We start from the raw sequence: 25,780 nt of genomic DNA on the forward strand, positions 1-25,780 counted from the left end.
TCAACTCCGCTCGACTTGCATGTATTAGGCATGCCGCCAGCGTTCGTCCTGAGCCAGGATCAAACTCTCCAATAAAGATGAATTTCGGTCACGAGGTTAATCGTGATGAAAATCATCTGAGGTATTGAAAAGAGCGATTAGCTCATTTTGAATCTGACGAGATAAAATATCTCAATGTCGCTCCGGTTTTCATACAGTCATACGACATGTACCAAAAACCTTCGCATTACTCACTCGTTGTTCAGTTTTCAAAGATCAAACAATTTCTTACCGTCCGTCTCGCGGCCGGAATAAAAATATAACATGTTTCATTAAGCAATTGCAACTTGTAAAAAAAACCATTTACTCAAACGACAATTCAACGAAAAATGAGCAGCTTCCCAAACTACAGACTGCTCATTGATTTGTTGAACTATTTTTCCCGTTAACGTAATAGTTTATTCTATTACTGCCTCATTTTTTAGCCGCTTGATAATTTCATTAACCGTCTCTTCTGGGGACAAATCTGATGAATCTAACCACAGTCCCAAGCGTGGAGTTTCATTTCGCAGTACGCGATCTAACTCATCAACGCTCCATATCCCATAACCTTTCTTTGTGCGGTTTGCCTCTCTCATTGCAACCACAGCAGTGTTTGGACATAGCACTACTAAATACAATGGGCGGTTATTAATATATGAGATGAAATCAGTAAGTAGTGGTCCGATGACAACATCTTGTACAACAACTGTATATCCCGACTTATAGTACATCTCCGCTGACAGAGCAGCGAGCTGATATCGCAGCCTCAGCTGATCGAACTCGTCACTTCCTGAATCAGGACGAACTTCTTTGCGGTTATTTACAATCATTCTCCGAAAAATGTCTCCACGTAAATGTACCGAATTATCAAATTGTTCAGAAAGTAACTGCGCTACGGTAGATTTTCCACTAGCCATGATTCCGGTGACCAGTATGATGCTTGGACTCTCCACTAACATAAAACCACCATCCTTTAAGTAATTACATAAACATAATATTTGATAAGAAAAAACGATAAAAGGTCGACGAATAGATATATTCAGTTATTACGCCCTTCAGCCTGTTAGACGATTGAAAGCAGCCAGTCACAATGATCGACTGCTTTTTATTGTTATTGAACTAACGTTTCCCGTTAGCGGAACGTTTGTATGTAAGTTATCTCATCACGTTTTTTATTTTGAGAAAAATATTAAAATAAATCGCTTGCACCTTACGTTACGTAAGGTTTTATAATCAGGCTACCGGGATCAAGCTAGCGACAAAGAACGGAGATGATCATGAAACCATATTGGAAGGTCGGGGATCTGGCCAAGCTGACGGGGTTAACCGTGCGTACGTTGCGCTTCTACGACCAGATTGGACTGCTCTCGCCGTCGGCTGCCACGGAATCGGGACATCGGCTCTACGACGACGATGATTTGTCACGACTCTATCAAATTATATCGCTGAAGGAGTTGGGCCTGTCGCTCGACGAAGTGAAAGCTGCACTAACGGGCCCCGGAATTGACCCGCTCGAGGTCGTCGACATGCAGATCGAGCGCGCGCAAGAGCAAATACGGCGGCAGCAGAAGCTGCTTGATCAGCTGAGGCACGTATCTAAGTTGATGAAAGGAAAGCAGCAGGTGACGGTAGACGATTTCACCACACTGCTGCAAGCGATGAAGAACGACTACGAGAAGCCGATCCTGAATCGTCAACACAGTTGGGAGCAACGCTTGGGCCTGCTGGGGATGTTTTTAGCAGGCGGGAATGAGGGAACAAACCCTACAAAAAAAGAACACAAGGAGGATTAAGAGCATGAAAGAAAAATTTGTAAGACATGGAACATTTGTAATTGAAAAAACGTATCCGGCATCCAGGGAGCAGGTATACCAAGCAATGGCTGACGCTGAAGCCAAAGCACGCTGGTTCACGAAGCCGGAAGTGTTCGAATTCCGGGTAGGCGGACGGGAATTCAGCAGCGGCGAAACGCCGGACGGCGGATTGTTCACATTCGACGCGACTTATCAGGAGATCGTTCCGCTTGAGCGGATTGTTTATACGTACGTAATGGACTTTAACGGCGTGCGGTTCTCGGTGTCCATTACTACGATTGAGCTTGCAGACACGGATGGAGGCACGAAGCTGACCTTTACGGAGCAAGGCACCTTCTTCGATGGGCTCGATGCGGTGGAGAATCGGGAACACGGGTCAAGGGAGCTTCTAGAGCTGCTGGGTCATTCGCTTACTCAGGGCGGAGATGCGGTTGCTGCGGAAGACGACGCCGATCTGATTCCCGGCCAATTGGAGTTTGCTCATACGCGTTTGTACGACTTCCCGAGCGAAGATGTTTACCGGGCGTGGGCGCAACCGGAGCTTCTGGCGCAGTGGTGGGGGCCTAACGGCTTCACAAGCACATTCCACGAATTCGACTTCCGCGAGGGCGGCTTCTGGCGCTTTACCTTTCACGGACCGGACGGCAAGGATTATCCGAACGAGAACAAGTTCATCGAAATCGAGTCGGGGAAACGCATCGTACTGGAGCATCAAGGCACTCCTGAATTCAGGTTGACGGCAACATTTACCGATATGGCCGGTCGGACGCGTGTGACATTCCGTCAACAGTTCAAAGACGAAAACTTATTCCAGCAAGCAAAATCATATTGCCCGGACAGCAACGAGCAGAACCTGGACCGTCTTCAAGCTGTGCTAGAAGGACGGCGCATATAGTAACCACGCGGAAGGACGGCCAGCCAGCGCCTGGATTTAGGTGTCGCGAGCAGGATTCATAAGCACCTCTGCTTGGAAAACGTCATTAAATTGATATACCCAATTGGAACTTTCCTACCCGTTAGATGAGGAAAAAGGCGGCCGGCTTTTGGGGCGGCTGCCTTCAAATGTCTTCATTGAGCTAACGTTTGGATGTGGGGGCCCAGTTCATTTCTTATTTAGTCTCCATAGAAGTTGTAGTCCTACTACTGCTCACATTTTTCTCAATCCATTTCGCTAAATGGACACAGGCCGCACCCGAATTCATCCTCTTTTCCGTCAATGTCTTTCCACAACACAACCTGAGGGCCTTGAATCTGCTGCCGAATTTCCGTTGTTAATAAAAGATTCAATTGACGAAATCACGTTCCCTTATTGCTCATACCGCTTCAAAAATCCCTCAACCAGCTCCGGGCGGGTCATCAGCGCAACCGATTCGTTCTCCAGCTCCTCTGCCTGATCGTCATCCGTCATGGACACAAAAAAGACGATGTCTTCCTTGGATTGCCCGTATTCGGCAAAAACTGACGGTTCCGTTTCCTGAACCACCCTTGCAATGATCTCGATCAATTGGTCCTTGTAGTCATATGCATTTTCTACGGCATACAACAGCTTGCTGATATCATTGAAATGCGTGTCGTCACCATATTGGTACTCCGAACAACCCCACCTGAAATAAATTTCATCCTCTTTCGAGTTACACAGCCCTTTCTTCTTCATGTCGGCAATATGCCGAGCCAGCGATTCCTCCGTATTTACGGCCAAAAATAAGGTGACGAAGTCGCTATCCGTGCCAAAAGCACAGGCATACACGCGTTCATTTCGCGTTTGTTCCAACGTTCTTTTCAAATCTTCCACAAAGCTTGCCCGAAAGCGCTCCTCAAATTGCTTCAAAAAATCAGTCATGATGGTTCGTCCTTTCCCCAATTTATTCCCTTCCACCCTAGCAACGCAGGTCCAAATAAGCTTCCCACTCCTCAATCGTCGACGTATTGATGCCATCTTAACGTTTAATCCAAAATAACGGTTTTGCTCGGATCATCCAGAAACTGAAACATCGTTTGAATCTGCTTCACCGTATTTCGCTCCAACGAGAGCTCTGGCAACCGGTCTCTATCAAAAAAGGCAACTTCGCTCGTTTCAACCCCGCCACTGGGCTGTCCGGCCACAATCTGGCATTCGATAAAGATTTTATACACGTGATATTGTTCCGGAGGATGATCGTGGAATTTTTTATCCATCACGGCAAGTATCCGCTTGGGTACCGTAATGTAACCTGATTCTTCTTCGATTTCTTTTACGGCGATTTCCGAAGGAGAATGTCCAATGTCAGCCCACCCGCCCGGCAATGCCCAGGCATTGTCGGCTTTTTCCCGCACCAGCAATATTTTTCCCTCTTTAAAGACGACTCCGCGTATGTCCACCTTAGGCGTGGCATATCCCGTTTCGCTTCCGAAGTGAAGCTTGATTTTCTCCCGGCTGACATTCGTATAATTCGCAAGCATTTCCATGCTAAGTTCTCTTAACTCTTCAAATCGTTCAAGGTCGTACACGTCCTTGGAGTATGTCAGCCCGGTTTGGGCGATCGCTTGAATTCGCTTAACCCAATCAAGCCATTGCATGTCTGAGCTCATCGACTTCCACCTGCTCTCTTGTATTTAGGCATCTGGAAAAAACGGGTCTTTCGTGTCTGCCGGATTCGCCGATCACATCAAAATGGGAGACAAATGCTCGATCACCATAGAGCGAATGCGTTGTTCCTCCGGGATCTGGTCAATCAGCAGATGGCCCTTGCCCGCATGTTCCAACCGTTCGCGCATGGCCGCAATGCGCCCTTTGTTCATATCGATAAAACGAAAATCCACCTGCCTTAGATGCTCCATTTCTGCCAATGGGTCAAAAGCTTCCGCTTTAATCGACGTGTTGATCTCTTTAAGCGTAATCGCTTCAAGGTTGCGCGCAGTCCATAGTTGGTCTATATTCCGCAGCGATTTCATGTAATCCAGCTCCAATTGTCTGAGCCTGTCCAGCTTCGAAAAATTGCACAGGTACTCCACCTTGGGCAATGCCAAATGCAGAAATTCCAAGTTGTGCAACAGGGCCAACTCGCCGATGTCGCTCAACTTACGGACTGCGGACAATCTCAACATGCTTACGTTCGAATCTCCCAACGCGGCAAGCGGAGCATTTAATTCACAACTGTCGATGCCGAGGTATTTGAGCAGCGGCAGCTCTGCCGCCACGTCCAACCGATCCACCTTACAATTTAGTACGAGCGTATCCAGATGAATGCATTCCGAAATCGGCGTTAGATCCGTGAATTTGCCGTGCAGCTCCAAATAGGTCAAGCGTTTATAGGACTCGATAAACTCCAAGTTTACCGCTTTTTTGGGCGAACTCACGTTCAGGAACTGCATTTGCTCCATGGCGCCAAGCGTGGACAGATCCTGCGATTGCCGGAGATCCAGCTTCAAGGCGGCTGCATGTTTCAGTTGCGCGAGCGTTTCGAGAAACTCCTTCGTGTAACTGGCTTTCTCATCCCTGTTCCACACGTGCAAAATGAGATCCGGCCGTCTAAAAAACACCTGCTTGTCCAAAGCAAACAAATCCTCCGTTTGATCCGCCCCGACTGCAATGCTGACCGTCGCGCGATGCCGCAAACAGCGGACTGCCTCATTCATTTTGTCCTCGTTCCAGGGAACGCCTTGCATGGAAGCATGCCAACTTCCGCTCATGATTTTCCCCCTTTGCATACGGCTTGTTTCCATCAATTGTAAATCAAATTCATGCGTTTGGAAACCAGATGCCTGGTGCCAGCATGACCTTCTGCGATGCACAATACCAAAATATATGTCAATGCAAAAAAAGGCGAGGATGGCGGAGTTTCCTCCTTTCCTTGCCTTTGACGATTCCTGCAACCAAATGCCAACGTTTATTCGGTCAGATCCGCATTTCGTGCAGCAGCTTCGGCGAGACTTCGATGTATGGTGCGCCATCGGCAGGTTTGATCGCCTTCACTTATCCGACATTTAGTAGCCATACTCCTGTACAGAAGCGAAGCCAGTTCGCCCGTTTCATCCAATACATCAGGCTGACCCTCGAGATATTGCAAGCTCGGCCATATCTTTATTCATAAGTCCTCAGGGCCTATTTCCGCGCAATTAAATATCCTGGATTCCATTCAAAAAGGAATAACGGATGCCTGTCTCCACTCTTCATACATCCATGGAGCCTTCCTCTCCACATGTTGAAGAAATGGAGCTAAATAGCCTATATTTGCAAGACTTTTCAGTATCCTTGCCGGATATGGTTGTACTGTCCTATACGAATTCACATGATCAATCACTTTGACTTTTCCTGCGGGAGTGACATAAACATGGCGTAATGCAGCATCAATTCTTGTAAATCCAACTCGTTTCATCTCATGAAGCATTGTTAATAATTCTTCAGCGAGAAATGAAGGAAATACTTGTCGGTGTGAAAGATATGCTTTAATTCCCTGCCCTCGGATAAGTTCCATGATGATGTAGTTTGGACCGACCTCATATACCTGAGGGACAAACGAAGCAGAGGAAGCTCTTCGGAGTGTCTCAGCCTCCTGATGAGTATCGAACTCGTTTACATAGACCTTGACGCATGTATTAACCGATAACTGAAAAACGGCTCCTTGCGCCCCTGCCCCAAGAAAAGGATATCCATCCGGGTTACGCCACTGTACGACATAAGGAAGATTAGGACTATGAATGCCAGGATACACTTGGATATTAAAGACTGTCATGATTCTATCACAACCCTCCATGTTGACTTCTCCACATAGGGAAATGGTCTTGCAGATGGCTTATCCAATAGGGAAGATAATTCTTTCGCACTTCTAATGCATGTGACACCGCAGCTATTTCCTCGTGACTAACCCCCCATTCAGCTGGCATTACAGCCATAACTTCGATCAGTTCGCCTGTGGGTAGAGCTATAATATTAGCTATTGCTTTGCCAAAAGGATCGGGACCATCCAAGAAAGGAACAAACATCGCATACAGTGCCCCCCAAAACATGGGATGTACTGAAACCGAATTAAACATCGACTGAATCGTCCAGTTGGGACCAGCGAATATATTGGCATTATCAATCATCCACAACTTTGGAGTTGGCGTTCGTGAAACCAAAATATTTTGTCCATTATCCCGCCTCAAATAACGGTCATTGTTATCCAACCAACAATCAAAAGCGATAATATCTGCCGCTTGGCCAATATTGCAACAACTAGCAAGCTCTGATTGTGAAGGGTAACTTGTACTATCAAAAATAAATTGACTGCCGTAATGCGGGCCATGTCCGAGATCGTACCCAAGTTCTAAATATTGTTTCCTTAATGAATCATTGATATAGATTACCTGACTGCAAGGAACAGGGATCCCCAATCGTCCTGCCAACCAGCAGCAAATCATCTCATTCGCTAAAGCGCGACTTCCTTGGGGATTCTTATTAAGTTTAACAACGTAGTAGTTACCATCATCACATTGCATAAGATGAGGTAAACTGGTACCCGTAAGTGATTGGACATAGGTAACGGCTTGAAGCATGAATCCACCTCCCCGAAAGCGAACCAATCTGATTTTACTAATATATGTTTCCTATAAACTTTTGGTATAGTCATGCTCCTATTGAAATACTCTGACTTCAACCGCTAGATAAGCCAAATTATTTCACATTCTGCTCTACTGGTTCTTCTCGGGAAAACACGTTTATAATCAATGTTTCCATTTCGTGAACCGCAGACTTGGGATAGCATGATCGTATCGAATAAAGAGGGTCAGATTTAGCGGAGGGGATAATACATGCCACGTACGTTTCAAATCAGCTCAGAGGAAAATGTAAGAAAAATACTCGCCCATTCCAAACATGCAGCGCTCAGAGCGCTGCAAAGTTACGATTTGGATTTGGATTGGGATCATATCCGGTTCAATCAATTGTCCGATACGTGTACGTTTGTTGTGCAAACAAGTAAAAGCCAGACCTTATTGCTGCGCATTCATCCGGGAATGAACAAGGAGGAACTGCGTTCTGAACTCGTTTGGCTGGATGCGCTGAATAGGTTGACGAACATTCCCGTTCCCCAAGGCGTTCCGAATCGGCATGGCGACAGCGTGTTGGAACTTAAAGGGGACCATGGCGACGATCTGCCCGTTTATGCGACATTAATGCGCTGGGTTGATGGCATAAACGAGGGCCGGGAACTTTCCGAGGAACAGGTTTTTAATGAAGGAGTCCTGCTTGCAAAGCTTCACCATGCATCCCGGCAATTCGAACCCCCAGCCGACTTCACTCGGCCTGAATGGGGTTTGCCAAGCTTCAATGCATCGATGATACGCCTGGCAGAGCATCACAAAGCCTTTCTTTCCCATGACGGGTTTGCGCTGTATCAATCCGCTGCCGAAAAAGTACGCACCCACTTGACCGGACTTGTCAAAGACACTACAAATTACGGATTAATCCATGGCGATCTGCATCAAGGAAACATCGTGTTTGACGGCAAGCATCCGCGTCCCATCGATTTCGGCAGATGCGGATTCGGATATTTCCTGTACGACGTGGCTCATACGATCTTGGGCCTGTATCCGGCTCAACGAAAACTTGTGCTTGAGGGGTACCAAAGCATTCGGAAACCAGCCGCGGATGGGCTGCAGGAACTGGAGTCGTTTGCCGTGATGGCCATGCTCGAAAATTTCGCCCACCATGCACCCGATCCAAGGGAGACCGACAGTCTGAAAGAAGAACAGTCGTATGCGCAAGCCATCTTGCGTCATTATTTGAGTGGCAGCCCCTTTCTATTTCAAGCGATAGAGCTATAGTCTCTTGCCATAATTCTGCCTAAATGCGTGTATCAATATGGAACACGCGGTTGTTTTGAACGGCTTTCAGCGCGTTTGACGCACGAAGCTCCATCCCATTCTCCACGCCAAAGAGGGCCGCACATGAAGTGCAGCCCTCTATTTGGAAAGCCGGGACGAACGTTATTGGCGGATCCAGGCATTGGCCAGGAGCATTGCGCCTTTGGCGGCATGGGTATCGGCCAGCGCATTCAGCATGACAAAGTCATGAATGATGCCTTGGAAGCGAACCGCCGTTACCGGTACTCCCGCTTCACGCAATTTGTTGGCATATGCCTCGCCTTCATCGCGAAGCACGTCAGCTTCACCGGTAATCACCAGCGCCTCAGGCAAGCCTTGCAATTGATTCAGGTTTGCGCGCAGCGGGGAAGCGTAGATTTCCGCTCTTTGTGCCGGATCGGTCGTATATTGGTCCCAGAACCATTGCATCCCATCCCGGCGCAGGAAGTAACCTTCCGCGAATTGGTGATAAGACGGGGTGTCGAACGACGCATCGGTTACTGGATAGAACAGAAGCTGTTTGCTGATTTTCGGGCCTTTGCGGTCTTTGGCCATCAGCGTAATAGCCGCCGTCATGTTGCCGCCGACGCTGTCCCCCGCTGCCGCAATAGCGTCGGATTTCAGGTTATGGCTGGCGCCTTCACTCGAGATCCACTCCAACACGGCGTAAATTTGCTCGATCGCAACAGGATAACGGACCTCTGGAGACAGGTCGTAGTTCGTGAACACGACGGCCGAATTCGAACCTACAGCCAGTTCGCGAATCAAACGGTCATGCGTATGGGCATTGCCGAACACCCATCCAGCCCCGTGAGTGTATAGAATGACCGGCAAAGCCCCGTTAGCGTTTTGCGGACGTACGATTCGGATCGATACTTCGCCCGTTGGTCCGCCCTGGATCGTTAAATCTTCAATATCAACCGCAGGTTTCGCGATATCACCGGACTGCACTTCGTCGACGGTTTCGCGTCCTTTGGCTGGACCCAGGTCAAACAAATACGGAGGATTGGCGGTATCTTCCACGAATTTTTGCGCTGCCGGTTCAAGAACTACCTTGTTTTCATTGTTTGGGTTGTTTGCTGTTGTCATGATAAATTCCTCCTAAAATGTGATGTTTGTTTTTATTCATATACAACGAAATAAAGAATCTTAAATTTAAAATACTTAATTTATAAACGAATTATAACCCGTTTAAAACCCATTGTCAACACTCTCCATTTTTTTACCCAAATCCATCCTGTTTTACGCGCCGGAGTCGCCTTGAATGCACGTAAAAAGTCTCAATATTATCAACCATCTGATTTCAGGATGGCGTTTATCCGCTCCCCTTGCGATTTCGAAACGAATATGCTCTGACCTCCCTTCTCATTTGACCCAAGTCCCTTTATGATAGAAGAATACTATTGGACAACAGGTTTGGAGGCTGCATCATCATGAAATTCGCCAATCGCATGAACCATTTTCAGGAAGGCATCTTTTCCCGACTGCTCGAAATCAAGCGCCAACGGATCGAGAACGGGCAGACCGTGATCGATCTGAGTGTCGGAGCTCCAAATACCCCTCCCGCGCAGCATATTATCGATGCATTGCTCGAAGCTGCCGGGGATACCCAAAATTATATTTACGCCATCAACGATCAGAGCGAGCTGCTGCAAGCGGTCAGCGAATGGTATGCACGGCGCTATCAGGTAGAATTGAACCCGGCTACGCAAATCTGCTCACTTCTTGGCTCACAGGAAGGCCTTGCCCATATTTCCCTGGCCATCGTGGACGAGGGCGACCTGGTGCTGGTCCCGGACCCTTGTTATCCGGTGTTCGCCGATGGGCCTCTTCTGGCAGGTGCAGAGCTTTATTACATGCCGCAAAAAGAGGAACACGGTTATGTCATCCAGCTGCAGGATATCCCGGAAGAAATCGCGAAACGAGCTAAGTTCATGCTCGTATCCTATCCGAACAATCCAACCACGGCCATGGCGCCCGAGCAGTTTTACCTGGATCTGATCGCGTTTGCCAAGCAGCATGACATCATCGTTCTGCACGACAACGCTTATAGCGAGCTGGTATTTGACGGGAACAGCTGCGGCAGCTTTCTTTCCTATCCCGGAGCCATGGAGGTCGGAGTCGAGTTCAATTCCCTCTCCAAAACATATGGACTCGCCGGTGCACGGATCGGATTCTGCGTCGGCAATCCGTCCGTCGTATCTATCCTGAAAAAGCTGAAATCCAACATGGACTATGGCATGTTCCTGCCGATCCAGAAGGCGGCCATCGCAGCCATTACCGGGGATCAGTCCGACGTGGACCGGGTACGGGCGATCTATGAGGAACGCCGTGACATTCTCTGCGAAGGCTTCGGCAGACTGGGCTGGCCTATTGCCAAACCGGATGCCACTATGTTTATTTGGAGCCGGATTCCCGACCATTACGCCACTTCCGAACAATTTGCCATGGACCTGGTAAGCCGGGCCGGCGTAATCGTGACACCCGGCAGTGCATTCGGTCCTTCCGGCGAAGGATATGTCCGCCTCGCGCTTGTTCAGGATCGTGAACAGCTCGAACAGGCGCTGCAATCCGTGGAAAGCAGCGGCATTCTGACATCAAACGAATAGAGTCAGCAAAGGAACCGTTCCTTATTAGCAGGAACGGTTCTTTTTGTGCAATTAGGGATGAACGTGAGTCCTTCCCTACCGTTGACCGTACACCCTCCAGGTAATGAATAAAAACAAACATTTTCCATCCCTTGCCTCTATCGAAACGGATTCGAAATTCCGAAATATATGCTAAGAGCACAGCTCAATATCCGATTTTGGGGAGATGGCCGCATGGTACAGCCAGTCAAAAAAAGGGGTAACAAAGCAACGAGCATCGCCAATACACTGTCCATGGTGCTGTTGGCCATTATCGTTGTCGTCTTTTCGATTTTGGGGACATTCATGTTTACCGGCACGCGAAGCATTCTGGTCAACCAGCAGGAGGCCCAGCTTCAGACGAAAACGCAGGCGATCGTCAGCCAATTCGATGCGTTGTTCAAAGAAAAAGGCTCGCTTGTCAAACAGATGTCCACAAATCATTTGTTCGAACAATATATTGAAACGACCGAATCGGCAGCGACGGCCACAACGTCACCTTATGCCGCAGAGGTTCAAGCCACGCTGGCCGCGATCGTCAAGGAAGAGCCTTCCTTTGCCGATGCATGGGTCGCGGGCATCGACGGAAACGGCTTCTGGCTGCAAAATGACGGCGTAGCCTCCGCCGCCGACTTCGATATCAAGACCCGTCCGTATTATGAACCGGTGATGGCCGCAGACGGACTTTATTTTTCCGAACCCTATAAGGACCTGGCATCCGGCAATATTCTGATAGGCATTTTCTACCCGGTCAAAAACGATGGGGGCGAACTGATCGGCTTTGTGGCAGCGGATATCGCATTCAAAGACATTCCGGCCATCATGAAGAGCTACTCGCTTGGCAGCACGGGATATTCCATCCTTGCATCCAAAACGGGAGATATTCTATATCACCCGGACGAGAGCAAAGTGCTGAACGAAAAAATCAATGAAATTCCAGGCGACCTCGGGAACGTCGGCAAAGAAATGCTTGCAGGCAAATCCGGCATACAGCTCATGGATGATCAAGGAGAACGCCGCTATATTGGATACGCCACCAGCAAAGATACCGGATGGTCTGTCGGACTGACCATTACCGAGAAGGAAGTGCTTTCGGAGCTGGCCAGCTTCAACCGGATTCTGATCGGCGGTTTCGTGGTCGCCGCGATCCTGCTTGTCCTGATTTGTTATGTTACGCTCCGCGCTCTGCTCCGGTCGATACCGAAGCTGCTGGCCAAAATCAAACAAGTGGAAGACGGAGATCTCACCGTTCAATTCGATATAAGCTCCAGCAATGAGATCGGACAGATCTCGCAGGGCATGCACAACATGACGCAAAAACTTCAAGCCATGATGCAAACGGTCGGCAGCACCGGTTCGGTGCTCAGCCAATCGTCCAAGGATTTGCAGGCCATATCCTCCAGAACGGCCGTCACGATGAATGATACCGCAACAGCCATTAACGAAATCGCCAATGCAACCAACTATCAGTCCGTTGAATCGGAGAACATTCTGCAAAAAACCGGCTCGTTGTCCGTACAAATCGACGAAATCGCCAGCGATGCCCGAGCCATTGAAACGATGGTCCAAGCGACTGCTGAACAAAGCGGACGAGGAATCGGCGTACTGGACCAGCTGTCCAGATGGGCAGAGGAAAACCACCAATCCACGCAGGCCATGTCGTCCATCATCCATGAGATTGACTTGAGTCGGGATGCCATCTCAGGCATCGTGGACACCGTCCATCAAATTGCAACCCAGACGAACCTGCTGGCTCTCAACGCTTCCATCGAAGCGGCGCGTGCGGGAGAACACGGGCGCGGATTTGCCGTCGTTGCCGGAGAAGTCCGCAAACTTGCCGAGCAGACCACTCTGGCCACAGAGGAGATTGGCCGGAAAGTGGGCGAAATTGCGGAGAAAACGAACGTATCGGTGGAGCATACCGCGCGCGGCCTGAGCATCGCCGAAGGAAACGCGCGATCCGTTGAGGAGACGAAGCAAGTCTTTTTCAGCATCAACAACGAACTCGAAGAACTGAGACAGCGCATGATCCAGATCAGCAGCAATACGGCCAAAGTGCACCGGCACAAAGATGAAATCGTGCAGGCGCTGGAGATCATCTCATCCACCACCGAAGAAAATTCTGCTTCCACCGAAGAAGTCAGCGCGAGCACGCAGGAGCAGCTGGAAAGCATCGAGCAGGTGGCGGAGCTGTCGCAGCGGTTAAACACGTTGTCCATCAAACTGCAAGAGGAGCTCAGCCAGTTCCGCATCGATTCCGTACAAGGGGCGGACCACTGATCCGCAGGGAGACACTGTGCGCGTTCGCCGAGAGCTGCGTGTAGAGCGTTTCCCCTAGCCTCAACTAGCCCGTAACAAATCACGTATAACGCGTTGAACGAAGCACATCGGATGCATTACATTATTGGCTTGGGAGTAACCCTGCTATATGGGGATCAGTAACACCGCGCATGCACGCAGCTCGACGATATCTGTAATTATCTGTAATGAACCTGCCCCACCTTATTTGGGGTATTTTCACTCATTTAGAATTTTGACGAACCTGACACACGCTATTCGGCCAACATTGCTACTCATAGGCTATAAAACTGCTGAATAAGGTGACTGAGTTTCGTTAGAAATTTTAGACAGCAAAAAAGCCTCAATATAAGGTGTCTGAAGTTCGTTAGCGCACGATGAAAAAGAGCCTGCATGACCAACCATGCAGGCTCTTTCAGTATGTTTATTTCGTAAAAGGGAAGAACGTTCAAGCAGCCGGCAGAAACGCGCGATATTATTTTACGGGTCTGCGCCAGTTGGAACGGTACATGAGATACAGGAAGTACGGCGCGCCGATGATCGCGATCAGCAATCCCGAAGGAATTTCCGTCGGTGCCATGACCGTTCGTCCGATGGTGTCGGTCAGCACCAGCAGCAAGGCGCCAACCAGCGCGGACAGAAACATCGAACGGCGCAGATGATGACCGGTCAGCAACCGGACCATATGCGGCGCAATCAGCCCGATGAATCCAACGGTCCCTACGCAAGCAACCGCGCCGGCTGCAAGCAGTACACCCGTCGCCATCGCAAGCAGGCGTGTCCGGCGCACATGCAGGCCCAGTCCCGAAGCGCTCTGATCATCAAACACAAGCAGTTCGAACCGGCGGGCCAGCCACCAGGCCACGGGAATCAGAATCACCAGGAAGGCAGCGATGATTTTCACCTGATCCCATGTGCGGGCATACGTGCTTCCGGTCAGCCAAATGTAGCTGCTTCCTCCGTATAATGAGCCTACGATGATCAGAATCTGAATGCCGGCTCCCGTAATGGCCGAGATTGCGATGCCGACCAGCAGCACGGCCGACGGATTCAGCCCTTTGTTCCAGGATAACGAGAAAATGATTCCCGCCGCAATGACTGCGCCGACGATAGCTGCCAAAGGCACCATGTAGATCGGAACGCCGGTCCACAATATCATGACCATCATCGCCCCAAGTCCCGCCCCGGACGTGACGCCTACGACCGAGGCGTCGGCGAGCGGATTGCGAACCGCCATCTGAATAAGCACGCCGGCAATGGCCAGAGCCGCTCCCGCCCCGGCGGCTACAAGCGTACGCGGAATGCGAAGCTGCACCATGGCCGAAAACGGACCGTCCGAGCTGAACAGGCTTGGCAGCAGATCTGCCAGCGGAATGCGCATTCCGCCAAACATCGTGCTCAGCAGCGTCACTCCAACGGTAACTACCGTGAACAGCACGGCCAGCCGCCGGAAAGGCCAGCGTCGCCCGCGCGAACCGGTGCTCATCGACGTGTTGGCGGCCGGTCCGTTCGCCGCTTTCATGCGGGTCAGCACCAGCCAGATCAACCAAGGCGCGCCGATGATCGCCATCATTGCCCCTGTAGGCAATTCCAGGCTCGACTTGTGAATCATTTTGGAAAGAACGTCCGCCGCAATTAACAGCGCTGCTCCCCATACAAAAGCGCCTGGCAAAAGCCAGCGATGGGAGCGGGCGCCGCTCAGTCGAACGAGATGCGGCGCGACCAGCCCGACGAATCCGATCGGGCCGATGACGCTTACGATGACTGCCGCAAGAAGTACCGATACGAGCAAACCTACGGCACGAATCATCCCTACCCGCTGTCCGAGCGACGCCGCCGTCGATTCGTCCAAATCAAGCACGTCCCACTGCCTGGACAAGAAAAAAGCAACCAGCGTAATGCCGATGACCCAAGGCCAGGCATAGGTTACGCCGCTCCAATCGTTTTGCACGAGCGTACCGGAACCCCATAGAAACAGACCTTGCGTTTCCATCGAAAAAAAGATATGTAAAGCACTCGTAAACGAACCGAGCACCATGGATATGATCATGCCCGAGAGCGCGAGCCTGACCGGGCTTGAAGACCGCCCTCCGCCCATAACGTAGGCCGCAACAGCAGCCAGGAGCCCACCGAGCGCTGCGAACAAAAACGGAGACTTTTGCAGTACGCCCGGGAACATCACCGTTCCGAACACAACGGCGAAATAAGCGCCGGCATTGATGCCAAGCGTGTCCGATGCAGCCAGCGGATTACGCGTGATCGTTTGCAGCATCGCACCTGCCACGGCAAGCGCTCCGCCGGACAAAATGCCGATGACCGTGCGCGGCATGCGCAGATCCCAGACCATGTTATGTTCCAGCGTATCCTGTCTGCCGGTCAGCGCATCAAAAACGGTATGCAGCGGGATCGAAGCTTCCCCGAAACACAAACTTACAAAAAAAAGCACGATGAGAGCGGTCAAGCCGCCCCCATAAATGCTTATCATTCGCCAGTTGAAAGATTGGCGCGCTGTCTGAACGGAACTCATTTCGTGATCGCCCCAACGACTTCGTCAACGAGCACTTTGGAAGACAGCGGACCGCCAAACGTCCAAGTTGTGCTCGCAATCGGGTAAGTGCGGTTTTCTTTCACAAAGTTCAAACCATTCCATACGGAATTATTTTTCACGCCTTCGCCAAAAACATCATCGTCCGGCTGCGTAATATAAATGAAGCTGCTATCCTGAACATCCGACAACGCTTCGATGCCTACCGTCGTAAAACCGTAATCTTCAAGCTTTTCCGGCTGCCAGTCATTGATCAGGCCAATCTTCGCCAGCGTGCTGGAAACGACGGAATTGTCCGTGAACATGCGCAGCGATGCTGCATTTTGGTACGTGAACGCTTGGGTCAGCACGTAGTGGAAATCGGATTTGCCGGCAGCAGCCAGTTTTTCCTTGGCATCCGCATAGTGCTGGTCAAGGTCAGCCAACACTTCCTTCGCTTTGTCTTCTTTGCCCAGCGCAGTTGCGATGGTATTAAAAATGGAGACCATGTGGTCGTGATCGTAACCGCCTTTGTACGTATCGAATTCCAGCGTAGGTGCAATAGCTTTCAGTTGATCGTGAATCGCCTCATGGGATCTTTTATCGGAAATGATGAGATCCGGCTTCAGAGAAGCAATCGTCTCCAGGTTCGGCTCGTTGCGTGCGCCGACATCGGTTACGTTGCTATCCAGCGCAGCTTCGGAAGTGACGTATACTTTATAATTTTCATTATCCGCGTTACCGACAGGCTGTACGCCCAGAGCAATGACATCTTCCGTAAATGTCCATTCCAGAACAACAACGCGTTCTGCCGGCTTGTCGAGTTTTACCTCGCCGCGATCGTCTGTTACTGTGATCGGACCTGCAGCATTTTCAGTCTGCGCACTGCCCGTATTTTGTTGGCCCGCTTCGGATGCGCTCCCGCCAGCACTATTATTCGAAGATCCACACCCCGCCAGCGCAAGAGCAAAAACAACCAATAGCGCAATTCCGTTCCAACCTTTTCTCATGTTCGTAAGTCTCCCCCTGTTTATATGTATAGACATGATAATAATTCTCATTATCACTCATAAAATTATGCGACATGATTGGGGGTTTGTCAACAACATTGATGATATCACTCAACAATTCTAGGAATGACAACTTAAAGGCCCGCCGGAAGCGAGCCCTTTTCTGCGGGATATTCTCTTTGACGTGATTGTCCACGCAAAGCCCTTCTTTTTACCTTTGTACAGCTTTTGGAATCAGCTTAACTGCATCGTTGTAATGCATGTATTGTCTTGGTCGTATGTAGAGATCTGTGCTTCGGCGACCTTTCCGTCATGAACCATCTTGACAAGATAACTTCTGTCTCTGGGCAGCCAAATGTCAACGAAACCATTGGATGCCGTCTTGAGCGAAGAATCTTTCATGAGCGTATTTCCTTCGGAATCGAGAATGGTGACGAGAAAATCCTCGTTTTTCATTTCCCCTTGGCAACCGGTCAGACTGTGGATCTCGCAGGGATGGGTTTGCTGTACATACGGGGCAATGGATAAAAAGAAGGCATCTTCCGGCAAATCATAATCCGCCGATTGACCGTCATTCCCTACGACCGTCAGCGTTTTTGCATCAATGGAGGCCGATTGGGCGGACACCTTGCCTGCCCCGATATCCTCGACCAGCTGTTTGATATTGATATGATCCCCGGATGGCAGCGCCGTTTCTTCTTTCTGCAAGTTTCCGGCAATCAGATACGTTCCCAATGCAACGACAACTAACACCCCTGCGGCCCACGTCGCTTTTTTCATCTGGCGTTCATCTCCTTGTCCGTTTTGTTTTATTATAAAGGAGAAGCTGTCCAAGTGAGCGATTCGACCGCCCATTTCACCATATTTTCACACTTTTAACCGATTGTTCCTGCCCCGTCGTTTCAGCGCTTTCCGTTCAAATCTCAGAGAGTACACGATCCGTTTTTATGCGCCATTAGCTGAACTGCCAAAAGCCTGCCACCGGCTCTTTCCCTCCACCCTTATCGAACCCGGAATAAAGAAACAACGCCCCATAACCAAAAACATACTCTTCGGCGAGACCATCCGCATAACCGTCTTCATCGATCTGAATGAAGAAATCATATCCCTCCTTCAGAAGAGCGGAAGTATAGTGTCTTTCATCCTGAATTAATCGGGGATTGCCCCCGATTTTCACGAGAAAAGCTTGCTCCCTCGCTTCTTCATCAGCCATGCGTATTGGTGCGCTCAGTGCATGCCTTTCCAAATCGGGATGGGCATATCGTGCTGACAGGCTTGGCGGTGAATGCGGGTGGCGAATGACCCTGACGGCGCAAGCCGGATAGATGTTATTTTCGAAATGCGTGTCCTCGTCGCAGGGCACAAAGACCGACAGCATGTCTCCAGCCTGCCCACCCCGTTCCAGCCCTGCAGTAACTTCAGCCGGCATAACCAGGGCCATGTAAAAGCGATAATCCCCGTCTGCAAGATTGTCTTGCTCCCGCTCATTGTCGAAATAAGCTGGTGCGCTGCCGCCAATCCACCCCGACGTAAAATCGTCCGATCGTTCGGCGTAATATAACAAGCTGTGAGTCCGTTCTTCGAAAAGCTCTTTCCAGAGTGACATATCTAAGCTCCCTTCCATATACAGCATCTTTCCACAAATAACGTAATATCAGGTTCGTTTGGCAAGCCAACGTTTAAGCAAAGGCAAAACCACGGCAGGCTGCATCGCCCCGGTATGGTCCATTCGCTCTCCTTTGACGATCTCAACGTCCCACCCATATGCTTCGAGTTCATGCCTGTGCCGCTTCAAGCGGTCCGCGATATCTACCCTGACGTTTCCAAACGATTCACCATATTCTATCAAATCAAGTTCCCCTGCAAAGGCCAATTTGGGCATGCCCGAGACGGGATGGATGATTCGGTCATCGAAATCGGCAAGATGCTGGTACATGGTCATGAACTGTTTGCATTGATCGGGATGGATGCTCACCTCCACCTCGTTCCAATCGATGTCTTCGGGCTCTACGAGCTTTTTGTCCTGCGCTCCCGTTTCCTGCCCTGCTCCTTCCTTGTTCTGATTCGATAGCGCCTGTTCATACGTTTTCGTCGTTACGGTCAACATTTCTTTATAGGGTCCGCCGTAGGGCGGGAAACCTCCCATGATCAGTCCGTTCAACCGATCCGTGCGAATGGAAAGTTGGAGTCCGGCAAGCGCCAGCCAGGAGTAACCGTAGTACCAGAATCGGTCCACTTGCATCTGGTCCGCGATTCGCAGCATATCATTGGTGATATGCTCAGGCGTAAAACGGTCAGGTTCAGGCTGTGCCATGTAATGTCCTTCATAATCAAAATACAGCACGCAAAAGTCGTCCGACAACCCTTGTACCAGTTTCTCGCCCAGTTCGGGGTCCACCCCCCACAATCGCAGCATTTCCGCCCCTTCGCCATATACGGCAGGTTTGGTCCCCGGCAGCATGACGACGCCATCTTTGGGGTTACCCACCAAGCCAACCTCGATCATTGAACCATTGGGCAGCGTTACCTTCTTTTTCAACAAACTCACTCCTTTTTCTTTACTTGTCTTCAGTCTATAACATGGATGCAATCTTTCGGTTCGGGTGCAAGTTTTCCTTAAAGAATGGTACCTGCAGCGGGAATATGTTATCGTAGCACTTTAAGGTTTAAGTTCAAGGTTAAGGAGCAGATGGACATGGACAGGATATTCACTCCCAGCGAGATGGCTTCCGCGTTAAACGTCAGCACGACCACGCTGCGCCGTTACGAGGAACAAGGGCTGATTCCCGATGTACCGCGTACTCCCGGCAATCGCAGAATATACATGGGTGTTCATTTACACGCATTTGTCGCGATCCGGAGCCTGCTGAGTGCTTATGATATTCCCGTGGTGTACGCAGCTATGCGGGAAATCAGGCAAGGTGAGAAGCTGAAGGCGTTATGGCTCGTAAACGGGCAGCTGACCCACGCACAGTCGGAGAAAGAACGGGTTGAAAAGATCTGGTCCATGCTGCGCGATTCAAACCGGGGAAATCCGATGGCGGCAGACGTGCCGGACGGACTGACGATTGGCAAGGCTGCAGGGCTGGCCGGGGTCAATGCCTCTGCCATTCGCCATTGGGAGAAGGAAGGGTTGATTCATTCGGAACGTGACCCCATGAACGGTTATCGGATCTACCCGGCAAACCAAACGAGAAGAATTTTGCTGATCAGCAGTTTGCGCAAAACGGTGTATTATATCGGCCATATGAAGCAGCTCCTCGAACTGTTGGAAGAACGTGACCCTGTTCAGGTCGAAAGCTCGCTCAGTCTTGCCATGACAAAGCTGAACGAGCGGCTCGTGCGGCAGTATGCAGGCATCCAGGCCCTTATGCGATACATCGAAGCACTTGATGAATATAAATCGTAACCGTCCACGTTCCATATTCGCCAAAACGCCATTACGGTCTGCCTTATCCATGATGAACGGAAAACAGGCGAGGAACATTCCCCGCCTGTTTTCTTTGTACAGCGACTGTTTTGGCACGAGCTGGCCTCACATCACCTTTGCTGTTTTGAGTTCCATTTCCCCATCCGACCCTGGCAGCCCCTCAGTCCCTCACGCCAAAGGCAAGCGTTAACGCGCTCTTGGCCTCCATGCCGAAACTCATCGTTTCGTATCCCGGCACCCTTACCTCCACGCTCTCCGAATGAGACCGGTCATTGAACAGCACCACGGCAATCGATCCGTCCACGTTCCGGAACGCTACCGTTGGCACGGCATCGTCACTGTTTGAACCTATGCGTACGGCTCCGGGACGAATATGTTTGCTGAAATGAGCCAGCGCGTAATAATCAAGCGTATAGGTGAGCTCCCGCGTTTGCTGGTTGATCTTCACGATGCCCCGGCATGTACTGTTGCCGAATCCCGGCACCGTCGGTCCGTTCTCTTCGTCCAGCGCCATATTCCACAGCACGAACGAACGGCTGTGATTGCGCAGAATGCCGATGCCCGTCCGCATCACGTTGCTGAACGCCTGCTCGAACGGCGGTATCCATTCTCCGCCAGATCCTTCCGTAAAGTGCACTTCTTTCTCCGGAAAAGCAGCCCACACATCGCTCTGCGCCGAGGAGCTTCCGCCGTACCAATGCCATGCCACTCCGTCTACCGCGTCGCTCGCCTGTTCCAACACTTCCAGCGGATATTCCGGCTTATCCCAGTTGTGGTCATAACAGAAAATTTTGGTGCTGATGCCGTTCGCTGCGAACTTCGGTTTCAGATGCTCGCGGACAAATCTGGCCTGATCGGCGGCCGGGAAAATCATGCCCGGATAATGCGGCGGCGAAAACAGCGCCTCGTTCTGAGGCGTTACGGCGTATACGGGGATGCCGTGCTCCGCGTAAGCCTGTACATAGCGAACGAAATAATCGGCGTACGTCGCGTACCACTCTTCTTTCAGCGTGCCGCCGATCATGGAGCCGCTGGTTTTCATCCAGCCTGGCGGGCTCCAGGGCGAGCCCATCATTTTAAGCTGCGGATTCAGCTGCAACGCCTCTTTCATCAGCGGAACGACGTCCTGCTCATCATGGGCGATCGTAAACCGCTCCAGTTCGGGGTCGGTCTCGCCCTCGGGCAGATCATTATAACTATAGAACTCGCGGGCATAATCGGAAGCGCCCATCGGATTGCGAATGACGGACAGGCCGATCCCCCGTTTATCGTCAAACAGCTTGGGCATCAGCTCCGCGCGCTGTTCCGCGCTCAACACCTGATGGATCAGATAAGCGGCCGAATCCGTGAATGACGCGCCGAATCCGTCCATTTCCTGATACCGCTCGCGGTCGTCAACGACGATGACGCGTGCATCGACGGAAGAAGGAGCCGGGGCCAGCTCCGCTTTCGTTTTTTTCGCAAACAATTGCCCTTCCCCGTTCGATTCGTAGATCAAAACTTCGCTTTTGCCCCTATCCATGTTCGTGTTCATGTTCACGCCTCCTGTCCCCGGTTACAGACCGAGCTTTTCCTTGTTGGCTTTCATTTTTTCACTGCGAATGTCCACGATTTTGCTCCAACCGTTGCTGTCCAAAAACTGCTTGTAATCGTTCAGAATGGCCTCGAACTGCGCATCATCCTTGGCCCGGATCATGCTGACCATCGTGCTGTTCCATTTGGTGTTGATCGCGGTCAGTCCGCGAGCTTCCGGCGTGCCCTGATCCGGGTCGATGTTTTCCAGAATAAAGTGAGGTACCAATTTGCCCTCGCCCCATTGCTGCATTTGCTTGATCGATTCCGGGAAGGCGTCTTCGCTAAAGGCTTTGTGTTTGTCGTGCCCGAAGAACATGAATTCGCCCATGCGATACTCCTTTTTGAATTTGTCCGCATTGGTCTGCTGCAGCTCCTTGATTTCCGGCGTGAACTGAACCGAACCATCCGCATTCTTCACATAGGTCTCGCCTTCGATGCCGTAGTTCATGAGCATCTGTCCTTCCTCGCTCAGCAGGTACGTGAACAACTGCATCGATTTGGCCGGATCGGCATTTTGTTTGGTGATAAAACTCACCATCCAGCCGGAGATCCCGGATTGGTTCAGCTTGGGCTCGTTGCCCGCCGTGCTTTGCGGCCCGTCCACGGCCATATATGCCTTGTCCGGATTAGCCGACATGAAAATTTGCAGGTTGCCCCCCTGCTGCGGCGTGCCGTCCAGCAGAATCGTCGCGTATTTGCCGGACTTGACCTTCTCTTCGAATGCAGTGCCGTCATCCGCAAAGCTGTCGTCGCTGATGTTCCCGTCCCGGTGAACCTGGTTCAGCGTCCGGAGCCATGCCAAATAATCGTCGTCCAGGTTGCGGTTGTAGAAACCGCCATTGCCGTCCTCCAGCGGAACGCCGATAAAATCCTGCAGCACGTCGCCGAGGGACCCGGTGCCTTCGCCGATCGAGTTGAACCCGAACGGGATCAGCTCTGGAAACCGTTCCTTGATCTGCTGCATGGCAGAACGGAATTCCTCCGGCGTGCCGAAGTCGGGACGACCAAGCGCCTCATAGACGTCCTTGCGAATGATGAACGCCGTTTTGGCCGGGATCGTGCCATCGTTGTAATCCGCCTGCGTATTGGAGTAATTCGGATATCCATACGTTTTGCCGTCGGACAGCTGGAACCATTTGAGCGTATCCTGGGCGGCGACGGTGTTAAAATACGGATCGTACTTTTCCGCCAGATCGTTCAACGGAAGCGCCCATGAGGAAGCTTTTTGCACAACCGGGGAGTTGATGCCGAACGTCGTGATAAGATCCGGCATCTCTCCGCCTGCAAAAAACGTGTTCAACTTTGTGTCGTCTCCGGTAATGAACTTGATGTCCAGGTTCAGGTCTTCCTTGATTTTTTTCGTAACGACGTCTTTGCCGTAATCCGTGTTCCACCAGTCCGCGTTGACATACCAGGTAAGCTGCGTCGGTTCCTCCTTGGTATCCAGCTTCCAGGCAGGTGTACTTGCATCCGGCGTGTAGCGCCCTTCAATGGATACCCAGTTATCTCCCTTGGAGCCGCTCCCCCCTCCGCAGGCGCTGGCAACGAGCATAACAGCCATTAGAACAGCGGTCAGGGTAATCCTTTTCGATCTTTTGCGTTGCATTTTCATGGACATATAACATTCCCTCCTTTTGGATATAAAGCGCTTACTCTTTGACAGCACCAAGCATCATGCCGGAGATAAAGTACTTTTGCAGCAGCGGATAAATAATGACGATCGGCAATGTCGTGATCACGATGGTTGCCAGCTGCACACCCTTGGTCGCCGTTTCGATCACAACAGACCCCGCCACATTTTGCATCGATTGCGTTTGCGACTGAACGATGATCTCGTACAGCTTCATCTGCAGCGGATACAATGCTTCGCTCGTGACATACAGCTTCGTCGTCATAAAGTCGTTCCATTGGCCAACCCCGTTAAATAGTGCAATCGTCGCCATGGCCGGCATCGATAACGGAATGAACAGGCTGAGGAAAATGCGCCAATCCCCCGCACCGTCAATCTTTGCCGACTCCTCCAGCGAATCGGGCACCCCTCTGAAAAAATTCATCAGAATGATCACGTCGTAGTAACTTAGCAGGGCAGGAATGATGTACACCCAGAAGCTGTCCAGCATGCCCAGGTCCTTGATCAGCAAATAGGTCGGAATCATGCCGCCTGAGAAAAACATCGTAATGACGCCCATGGAAACGTACACTTTGCGCCCCCGCACGTATCGTTTGCTGAGGCCGTACGCCACCATCGCACAGAAGAAAACATGGGTCACAACGCCGATGACCGTTTTGGAGATCGAGATGAAGAAGGCCTGCCATATGGAGGAATCCCGGAACACGGCCCGATAGTTTTCCAGGGACAGCTCGGAGGGCCAGAAGATGTACCCTCCCTCTGCCAGCGCTCTGCTGGAAGCGAATGATGAAACGATGACGTTCCATAGCGGAACCACAATCGCGATCATCGTGATGACGAGCAGCACGACATTCACCGCGTTAAAAATTCGGCTGTCGGTATCGCCCTTGATTGCTTTTGAACTCACGGATTTCCCTCCTTTTATCGCTCTCCGCTTTACAGAACGGATTGATTGTCGTTAAGCTTGCTTGTTATTTTGTTGGCGGTGACGAGCAGAATGACCGAAACGATCGATACGCCAAGACCGACTGCAGTCGCGTAGGAAAAGTCTCCCTGCGTCATCCCCATGCGGTACACGTAAGAATTGATGACCTCCGCCTTTTCCCTGTTCTGGGAGTTCATCAGCACGAGCGTCTGATCGAGGTTAGAACCCAACAAGCCGCTGACGGTCAGGATCAGATTCAGGCTGATGATCATCTTCATGTTCGGAATCGTAATGTTCCAGATTTGACGCATCCGGTTCGCTCCGTCGATTTTGGCCGCTTCGTAATACGTCGGGTCGATTTTAGCCATCACCGCGAGGTACAGAATCGTGCCCCAGCCCGCCTCCTTCCAAATGTCGGAGAGAACCGCGATCCACCAATATTTGCTCGGGTCAAGCAAAATATTTTGCGGCTGGCTGATGAGGCCTAAGGACAACAGGATCTGGTTGAAGAGGCCGGTCGTCGACACCCAGGTGATCAGCATGCCGCCAAGCACGATCCAGGACAGAAAATGCGGAAGATACGATATCGTCTGCACGATTTTTTTGAAACGGCTCCCGCTGACCTCGTAAATCATGATCGCCAGAATGATCGGCACCACGAAGCCGATGGCCAGCTTCAGAAAGCTGATGCCCAGCGTATTGACGACCGAATCCCAGAAATACGGATCGGTCAGGATGATCCTGAAGTTATCCAGCCCTACCCAAGGCGCGCTGTCGATCGTATCGATGACCGTATAATTTTTGAAAGCAATGGTCAGACCGTAGATCGGGATAAAATTGAATACGATCATGAAAATGACGCCAGGCAAAATCATGGATTGAAGCTCCCACTGCCTGATGAAATCCGTGCAAAATGCCTTGGCACGCTGCACGACAGGCTTTTTGCCCGGCGGCCGCACCATTGCGCCCGCTGCCTCAGCCGACGTAGCCGCCGCTGGTTTGCTCATGTGTCTCGCCCCTTTTTATTCGTTTTTATAAAATTCGCCCAAATAATAAAAACGTTTTTATTTTTGAGCAAAAAAATTTATCCCCAGATTTTTTTCA

The 25,780-nt window shown here is 50.8% G+C and carries 22 protein-coding genes and 1 rRNA gene; 6 read left to right on the plus strand and 17 right to left on the minus strand.

Annotated elements, in window-relative coordinates; all coding sequences use genetic code 11:
* Both RSX24_RS15320 and RSX24_RS15325 read right to left on the minus strand, forming a co-directional pair.
* Window positions 1-75: ribosomal RNA gene (locus RSX24_RS15320) — 16S ribosomal RNA — on the minus strand; the annotation flags it as partial.
* Window positions 76-437: 362 nt separating this feature from the next.
* Window positions 438-980, minus strand: a complete 543-nt coding sequence (locus RSX24_RS15325; RefSeq protein WP_343261068.1) for an AAA family ATPase — start codon at window positions 978-980, stop codon at window positions 438-440.
* A gap of 318 nt (window positions 981-1,298) precedes the next feature.
* Here RSX24_RS15325 and RSX24_RS15330 point away from each other — a divergent pair, with 318 nt between their 5' ends.
* Both RSX24_RS15330 and RSX24_RS15335 read left to right on the plus strand, forming a co-directional pair.
* Window positions 1,299-1,814, plus strand: coding sequence for a MerR family transcriptional regulator (locus RSX24_RS15330; RefSeq protein ID WP_339273954.1), 516 nt, complete (start codon window positions 1,299-1,301; stop codon window positions 1,812-1,814).
* A gap of 4 nt (window positions 1,815-1,818) precedes the next feature.
* Window positions 1,819-2,730, plus strand: coding sequence for an SRPBCC family protein (locus tag RSX24_RS15335; protein WP_343261069.1), 912 nt, complete (start codon window positions 1,819-1,821; stop codon window positions 2,728-2,730).
* 411 nt (window positions 2,731-3,141) lie between these two features.
* Here RSX24_RS15335 and RSX24_RS15340 read toward each other — a convergent pair whose 3' ends face one another.
* The 5 genes from RSX24_RS15340 to RSX24_RS15360 form a co-directional block, all read right to left on the minus strand.
* Window positions 3,142-3,675, minus strand: coding sequence for a DUF4303 domain-containing protein (locus RSX24_RS15340; RefSeq protein ID WP_343261070.1), 534 nt, complete (start codon window positions 3,673-3,675; stop codon window positions 3,142-3,144).
* Between the two features lie 104 nt (window positions 3,676-3,779).
* Window positions 3,780-4,403, minus strand: coding sequence for an NUDIX hydrolase (locus RSX24_RS15345; RefSeq protein ID WP_343261071.1), 624 nt, complete (start codon window positions 4,401-4,403; stop codon window positions 3,780-3,782).
* Between the two features lie 72 nt (window positions 4,404-4,475).
* Window positions 4,476-5,504: a leucine-rich repeat domain-containing protein gene (locus RSX24_RS15350; protein WP_343261072.1), complete on the minus strand. Its 1,029-nt coding sequence runs from the start codon at window positions 5,502-5,504 to the stop codon at window positions 4,476-4,478.
* Window positions 5,505-5,950: 446 nt separating this feature from the next.
* Window positions 5,951-6,547: a serine/threonine protein kinase gene (locus tag RSX24_RS15355; protein WP_343261073.1), complete on the minus strand. Its 597-nt coding sequence runs from the start codon at window positions 6,545-6,547 to the stop codon at window positions 5,951-5,953.
* Between the two features lie 7 nt (window positions 6,548-6,554).
* Entirely contained in the window at window positions 6,555-7,349 is a 795-nt protein-coding gene (locus tag RSX24_RS15360) for a HipA family kinase (protein WP_343261074.1), read from the minus strand.
* Window positions 7,350-7,604: 255 nt separating this feature from the next.
* Here RSX24_RS15360 and RSX24_RS15365 point away from each other — a divergent pair, with 255 nt between their 5' ends.
* Window positions 7,605-8,618, plus strand: coding sequence for a phosphotransferase enzyme family protein (locus tag RSX24_RS15365; protein WP_343261075.1), 1,014 nt, complete (start codon window positions 7,605-7,607; stop codon window positions 8,616-8,618).
* Between the two features lie 162 nt (window positions 8,619-8,780).
* Here RSX24_RS15365 and RSX24_RS15370 read toward each other — a convergent pair whose 3' ends face one another.
* The gene (locus RSX24_RS15370) at window positions 8,781-9,746 is read right to left on the minus strand and encodes an alpha/beta hydrolase (protein ID WP_236415804.1); all 966 of its coding nucleotides are present in this window, start codon (window positions 9,744-9,746) and stop codon (window positions 8,781-8,783) included.
* A 344-nt stretch (window positions 9,747-10,090) separates the two neighbouring features.
* Here RSX24_RS15370 and RSX24_RS15375 point away from each other — a divergent pair, with 344 nt between their 5' ends.
* A complete protein-coding gene (locus RSX24_RS15375) occupies window positions 10,091-11,266 on the plus strand; it encodes an aminotransferase class I/II-fold pyridoxal phosphate-dependent enzyme (protein ID WP_343261076.1) in 1,176 nt (391 codons plus the stop codon).
* Window positions 11,267-11,479: 213 nt separating this feature from the next.
* Window positions 11,480-13,564 (plus strand): methyl-accepting chemotaxis protein, encoded by a 2,085-nt coding sequence (locus tag RSX24_RS15380; RefSeq protein ID WP_339273963.1) that lies wholly within the window; start codon window positions 11,480-11,482, stop codon window positions 13,562-13,564.
* A gap of 493 nt (window positions 13,565-14,057) precedes the next feature.
* Here the strand turns inward: RSX24_RS15380 and RSX24_RS15385 are convergent, their stop codons facing one another.
* The 5 genes from RSX24_RS15385 to RSX24_RS15405 form a co-directional block, all read right to left on the minus strand.
* Window positions 14,058-16,109: an iron ABC transporter permease gene (locus tag RSX24_RS15385; protein WP_343261077.1), complete on the minus strand. Its 2,052-nt coding sequence runs from the start codon at window positions 16,107-16,109 to the stop codon at window positions 14,058-14,060.
* Window positions 16,106-17,116 (minus strand): ABC transporter substrate-binding protein, encoded by a 1,011-nt coding sequence (locus RSX24_RS15390; RefSeq protein WP_236415796.1) that lies wholly within the window; start codon window positions 17,114-17,116, stop codon window positions 16,106-16,108. Before RSX24_RS15390 ends, RSX24_RS15385 begins: the two co-directional genes overlap by 4 nt.
* A 234-nt stretch (window positions 17,117-17,350) precedes the next feature.
* Window positions 17,351-17,896, minus strand: coding sequence for a CueP family metal-binding protein (locus tag RSX24_RS15395; protein WP_343261078.1), 546 nt, complete (start codon window positions 17,894-17,896; stop codon window positions 17,351-17,353).
* 175 nt (window positions 17,897-18,071) lie between these two features.
* A complete protein-coding gene (locus tag RSX24_RS15400; RefSeq protein ID WP_343261079.1) occupies window positions 18,072-18,722 on the minus strand; it encodes a hypothetical protein in 651 nt (216 codons plus the stop codon).
* A gap of 48 nt (window positions 18,723-18,770) precedes the next feature.
* On the minus strand, window positions 18,771-19,655 hold the full coding sequence (locus tag RSX24_RS15405) for an alpha/beta fold hydrolase (protein ID WP_343261080.1): 885 nt from the start codon (window positions 19,653-19,655) through the stop codon (window positions 18,771-18,773).
* 156 nt (window positions 19,656-19,811) lie between these two features.
* Between RSX24_RS15405 and RSX24_RS15410 the strand changes: the two genes are divergently transcribed.
* Entirely contained in the window at window positions 19,812-20,525 is a 714-nt protein-coding gene (locus RSX24_RS15410; RefSeq protein ID WP_343261081.1) for a MerR family DNA-binding transcriptional regulator, read from the plus strand.
* Window positions 20,526-20,706: 181 nt separating this feature from the next.
* Here RSX24_RS15410 and RSX24_RS15415 read toward each other — a convergent pair whose 3' ends face one another.
* From RSX24_RS15415 to RSX24_RS15430, 4 genes are read right to left on the minus strand one after another with little or no spacing between them, the layout of a single operon-like run.
* Complete coding sequence (locus tag RSX24_RS15415; RefSeq protein ID WP_343261082.1) at window positions 20,707-22,080, minus strand: glycoside hydrolase family 30 protein; 1,374 nt, start codon at window positions 22,078-22,080, stop codon at window positions 20,707-20,709.
* A gap of 21 nt (window positions 22,081-22,101) precedes the next feature.
* Window positions 22,102-23,733 carry a type 2 periplasmic-binding domain-containing protein gene (locus RSX24_RS15420; RefSeq protein ID WP_438286843.1) on the minus strand — a complete coding sequence of 544 codons (1,632 nt, stop codon included), beginning with the start codon at window positions 23,731-23,733 and terminating at the stop codon, window positions 22,102-22,104.
* 37 nt (window positions 23,734-23,770) lie between these two features.
* Window positions 23,771-24,658: a carbohydrate ABC transporter permease gene (locus RSX24_RS15425; protein ID WP_236415782.1), complete on the minus strand. Its 888-nt coding sequence runs from the start codon at window positions 24,656-24,658 to the stop codon at window positions 23,771-23,773.
* A gap of 29 nt (window positions 24,659-24,687) precedes the next feature.
* On the minus strand, window positions 24,688-25,683 hold the full coding sequence (locus tag RSX24_RS15430; RefSeq protein WP_236415780.1) for an ABC transporter permease: 996 nt from the start codon (window positions 25,681-25,683) through the stop codon (window positions 24,688-24,690).
* Between the last annotated feature and the right edge of the window lie 97 nt (window positions 25,684-25,780).

The sequence above is a fragment of the Paenibacillus hubeiensis genome (assembly GCF_032334105.1).
Classification (GTDB): Bacteria; Bacillota; Bacilli; order Paenibacillales; family Paenibacillaceae; genus Paenibacillus; species Paenibacillus hubeiensis.

Coding starts and splice junctions, on each gene's coding strand:
- RSX24_RS15325 (WP_343261068.1), bottom strand. CDS start 980: ATGTTAGTGGAGAGTCCAAGCATCATACTGGTCACCGGAATCATGGCT.
- RSX24_RS15330 (WP_339273954.1), top strand. CDS start 1,299: ATGAAACCATATTGGAAGGTCGGGGATCTGGCCAAGCTGACGGGGTTA.
- RSX24_RS15335 (WP_343261069.1), top strand. CDS start 1,819: ATGAAAGAAAAATTTGTAAGACATGGAACATTTGTAATTGAAAAAACG.
- RSX24_RS15340 (WP_343261070.1), bottom strand. CDS start 3,675: ATGACTGATTTTTTGAAGCAATTTGAGGAGCGCTTTCGGGCAAGCTTT.
- RSX24_RS15345 (WP_343261071.1), bottom strand. CDS start 4,403: ATGAGCTCAGACATGCAATGGCTTGATTGGGTTAAGCGAATTCAAGCG.
- RSX24_RS15350 (WP_343261072.1), bottom strand. CDS start 5,504: ATGAGCGGAAGTTGGCATGCTTCCATGCAAGGCGTTCCCTGGAACGAG.
- RSX24_RS15355 (WP_343261073.1), bottom strand. CDS start 6,547: ATGACAGTCTTTAATATCCAAGTGTATCCTGGCATTCATAGTCCTAAT.
- RSX24_RS15360 (WP_343261074.1), bottom strand. CDS start 7,349: ATGCTTCAAGCCGTTACCTATGTCCAATCACTTACGGGTACCAGTTTA.
- RSX24_RS15365 (WP_343261075.1), top strand. CDS start 7,605: ATGCCACGTACGTTTCAAATCAGCTCAGAGGAAAATGTAAGAAAAATA.
- RSX24_RS15370 (WP_236415804.1), bottom strand. CDS start 9,746: ATGACAACAGCAAACAACCCAAACAATGAAAACAAGGTAGTTCTTGAA.
- RSX24_RS15375 (WP_343261076.1), top strand. CDS start 10,091: ATGAAATTCGCCAATCGCATGAACCATTTTCAGGAAGGCATCTTTTCC.
- RSX24_RS15380 (WP_339273963.1), top strand. CDS start 11,480: ATGGTACAGCCAGTCAAAAAAAGGGGTAACAAAGCAACGAGCATCGCC.
- RSX24_RS15385 (WP_343261077.1), bottom strand. CDS start 16,109: ATGAGTTCCGTTCAGACAGCGCGCCAATCTTTCAACTGGCGAATGATA.
- RSX24_RS15390 (WP_236415796.1), bottom strand. CDS start 17,116: ATGAGAAAAGGTTGGAACGGAATTGCGCTATTGGTTGTTTTTGCTCTT.
- RSX24_RS15395 (WP_343261078.1), bottom strand. CDS start 17,896: ATGAAAAAAGCGACGTGGGCCGCAGGGGTGTTAGTTGTCGTTGCATTG.
- RSX24_RS15400 (WP_343261079.1), bottom strand. CDS start 18,722: ATGTCACTCTGGAAAGAGCTTTTCGAAGAACGGACTCACAGCTTGTTA.
- RSX24_RS15410 (WP_343261081.1), top strand. CDS start 19,812: ATGGACAGGATATTCACTCCCAGCGAGATGGCTTCCGCGTTAAACGTC.
- RSX24_RS15415 (WP_343261082.1), bottom strand. CDS start 22,080: ATGAACACGAACATGGATAGGGGCAAAAGCGAAGTTTTGATCTACGAA.
- RSX24_RS15420 (WP_438286843.1), bottom strand. CDS start 23,733: ATGAAAATGCAACGCAAAAGATCGAAAAGGATTACCCTGACCGCTGTT.
- RSX24_RS15430 (WP_236415780.1), bottom strand. CDS start 25,683: ATGAGCAAACCAGCGGCGGCTACGTCGGCTGAGGCAGCGGGCGCAATG.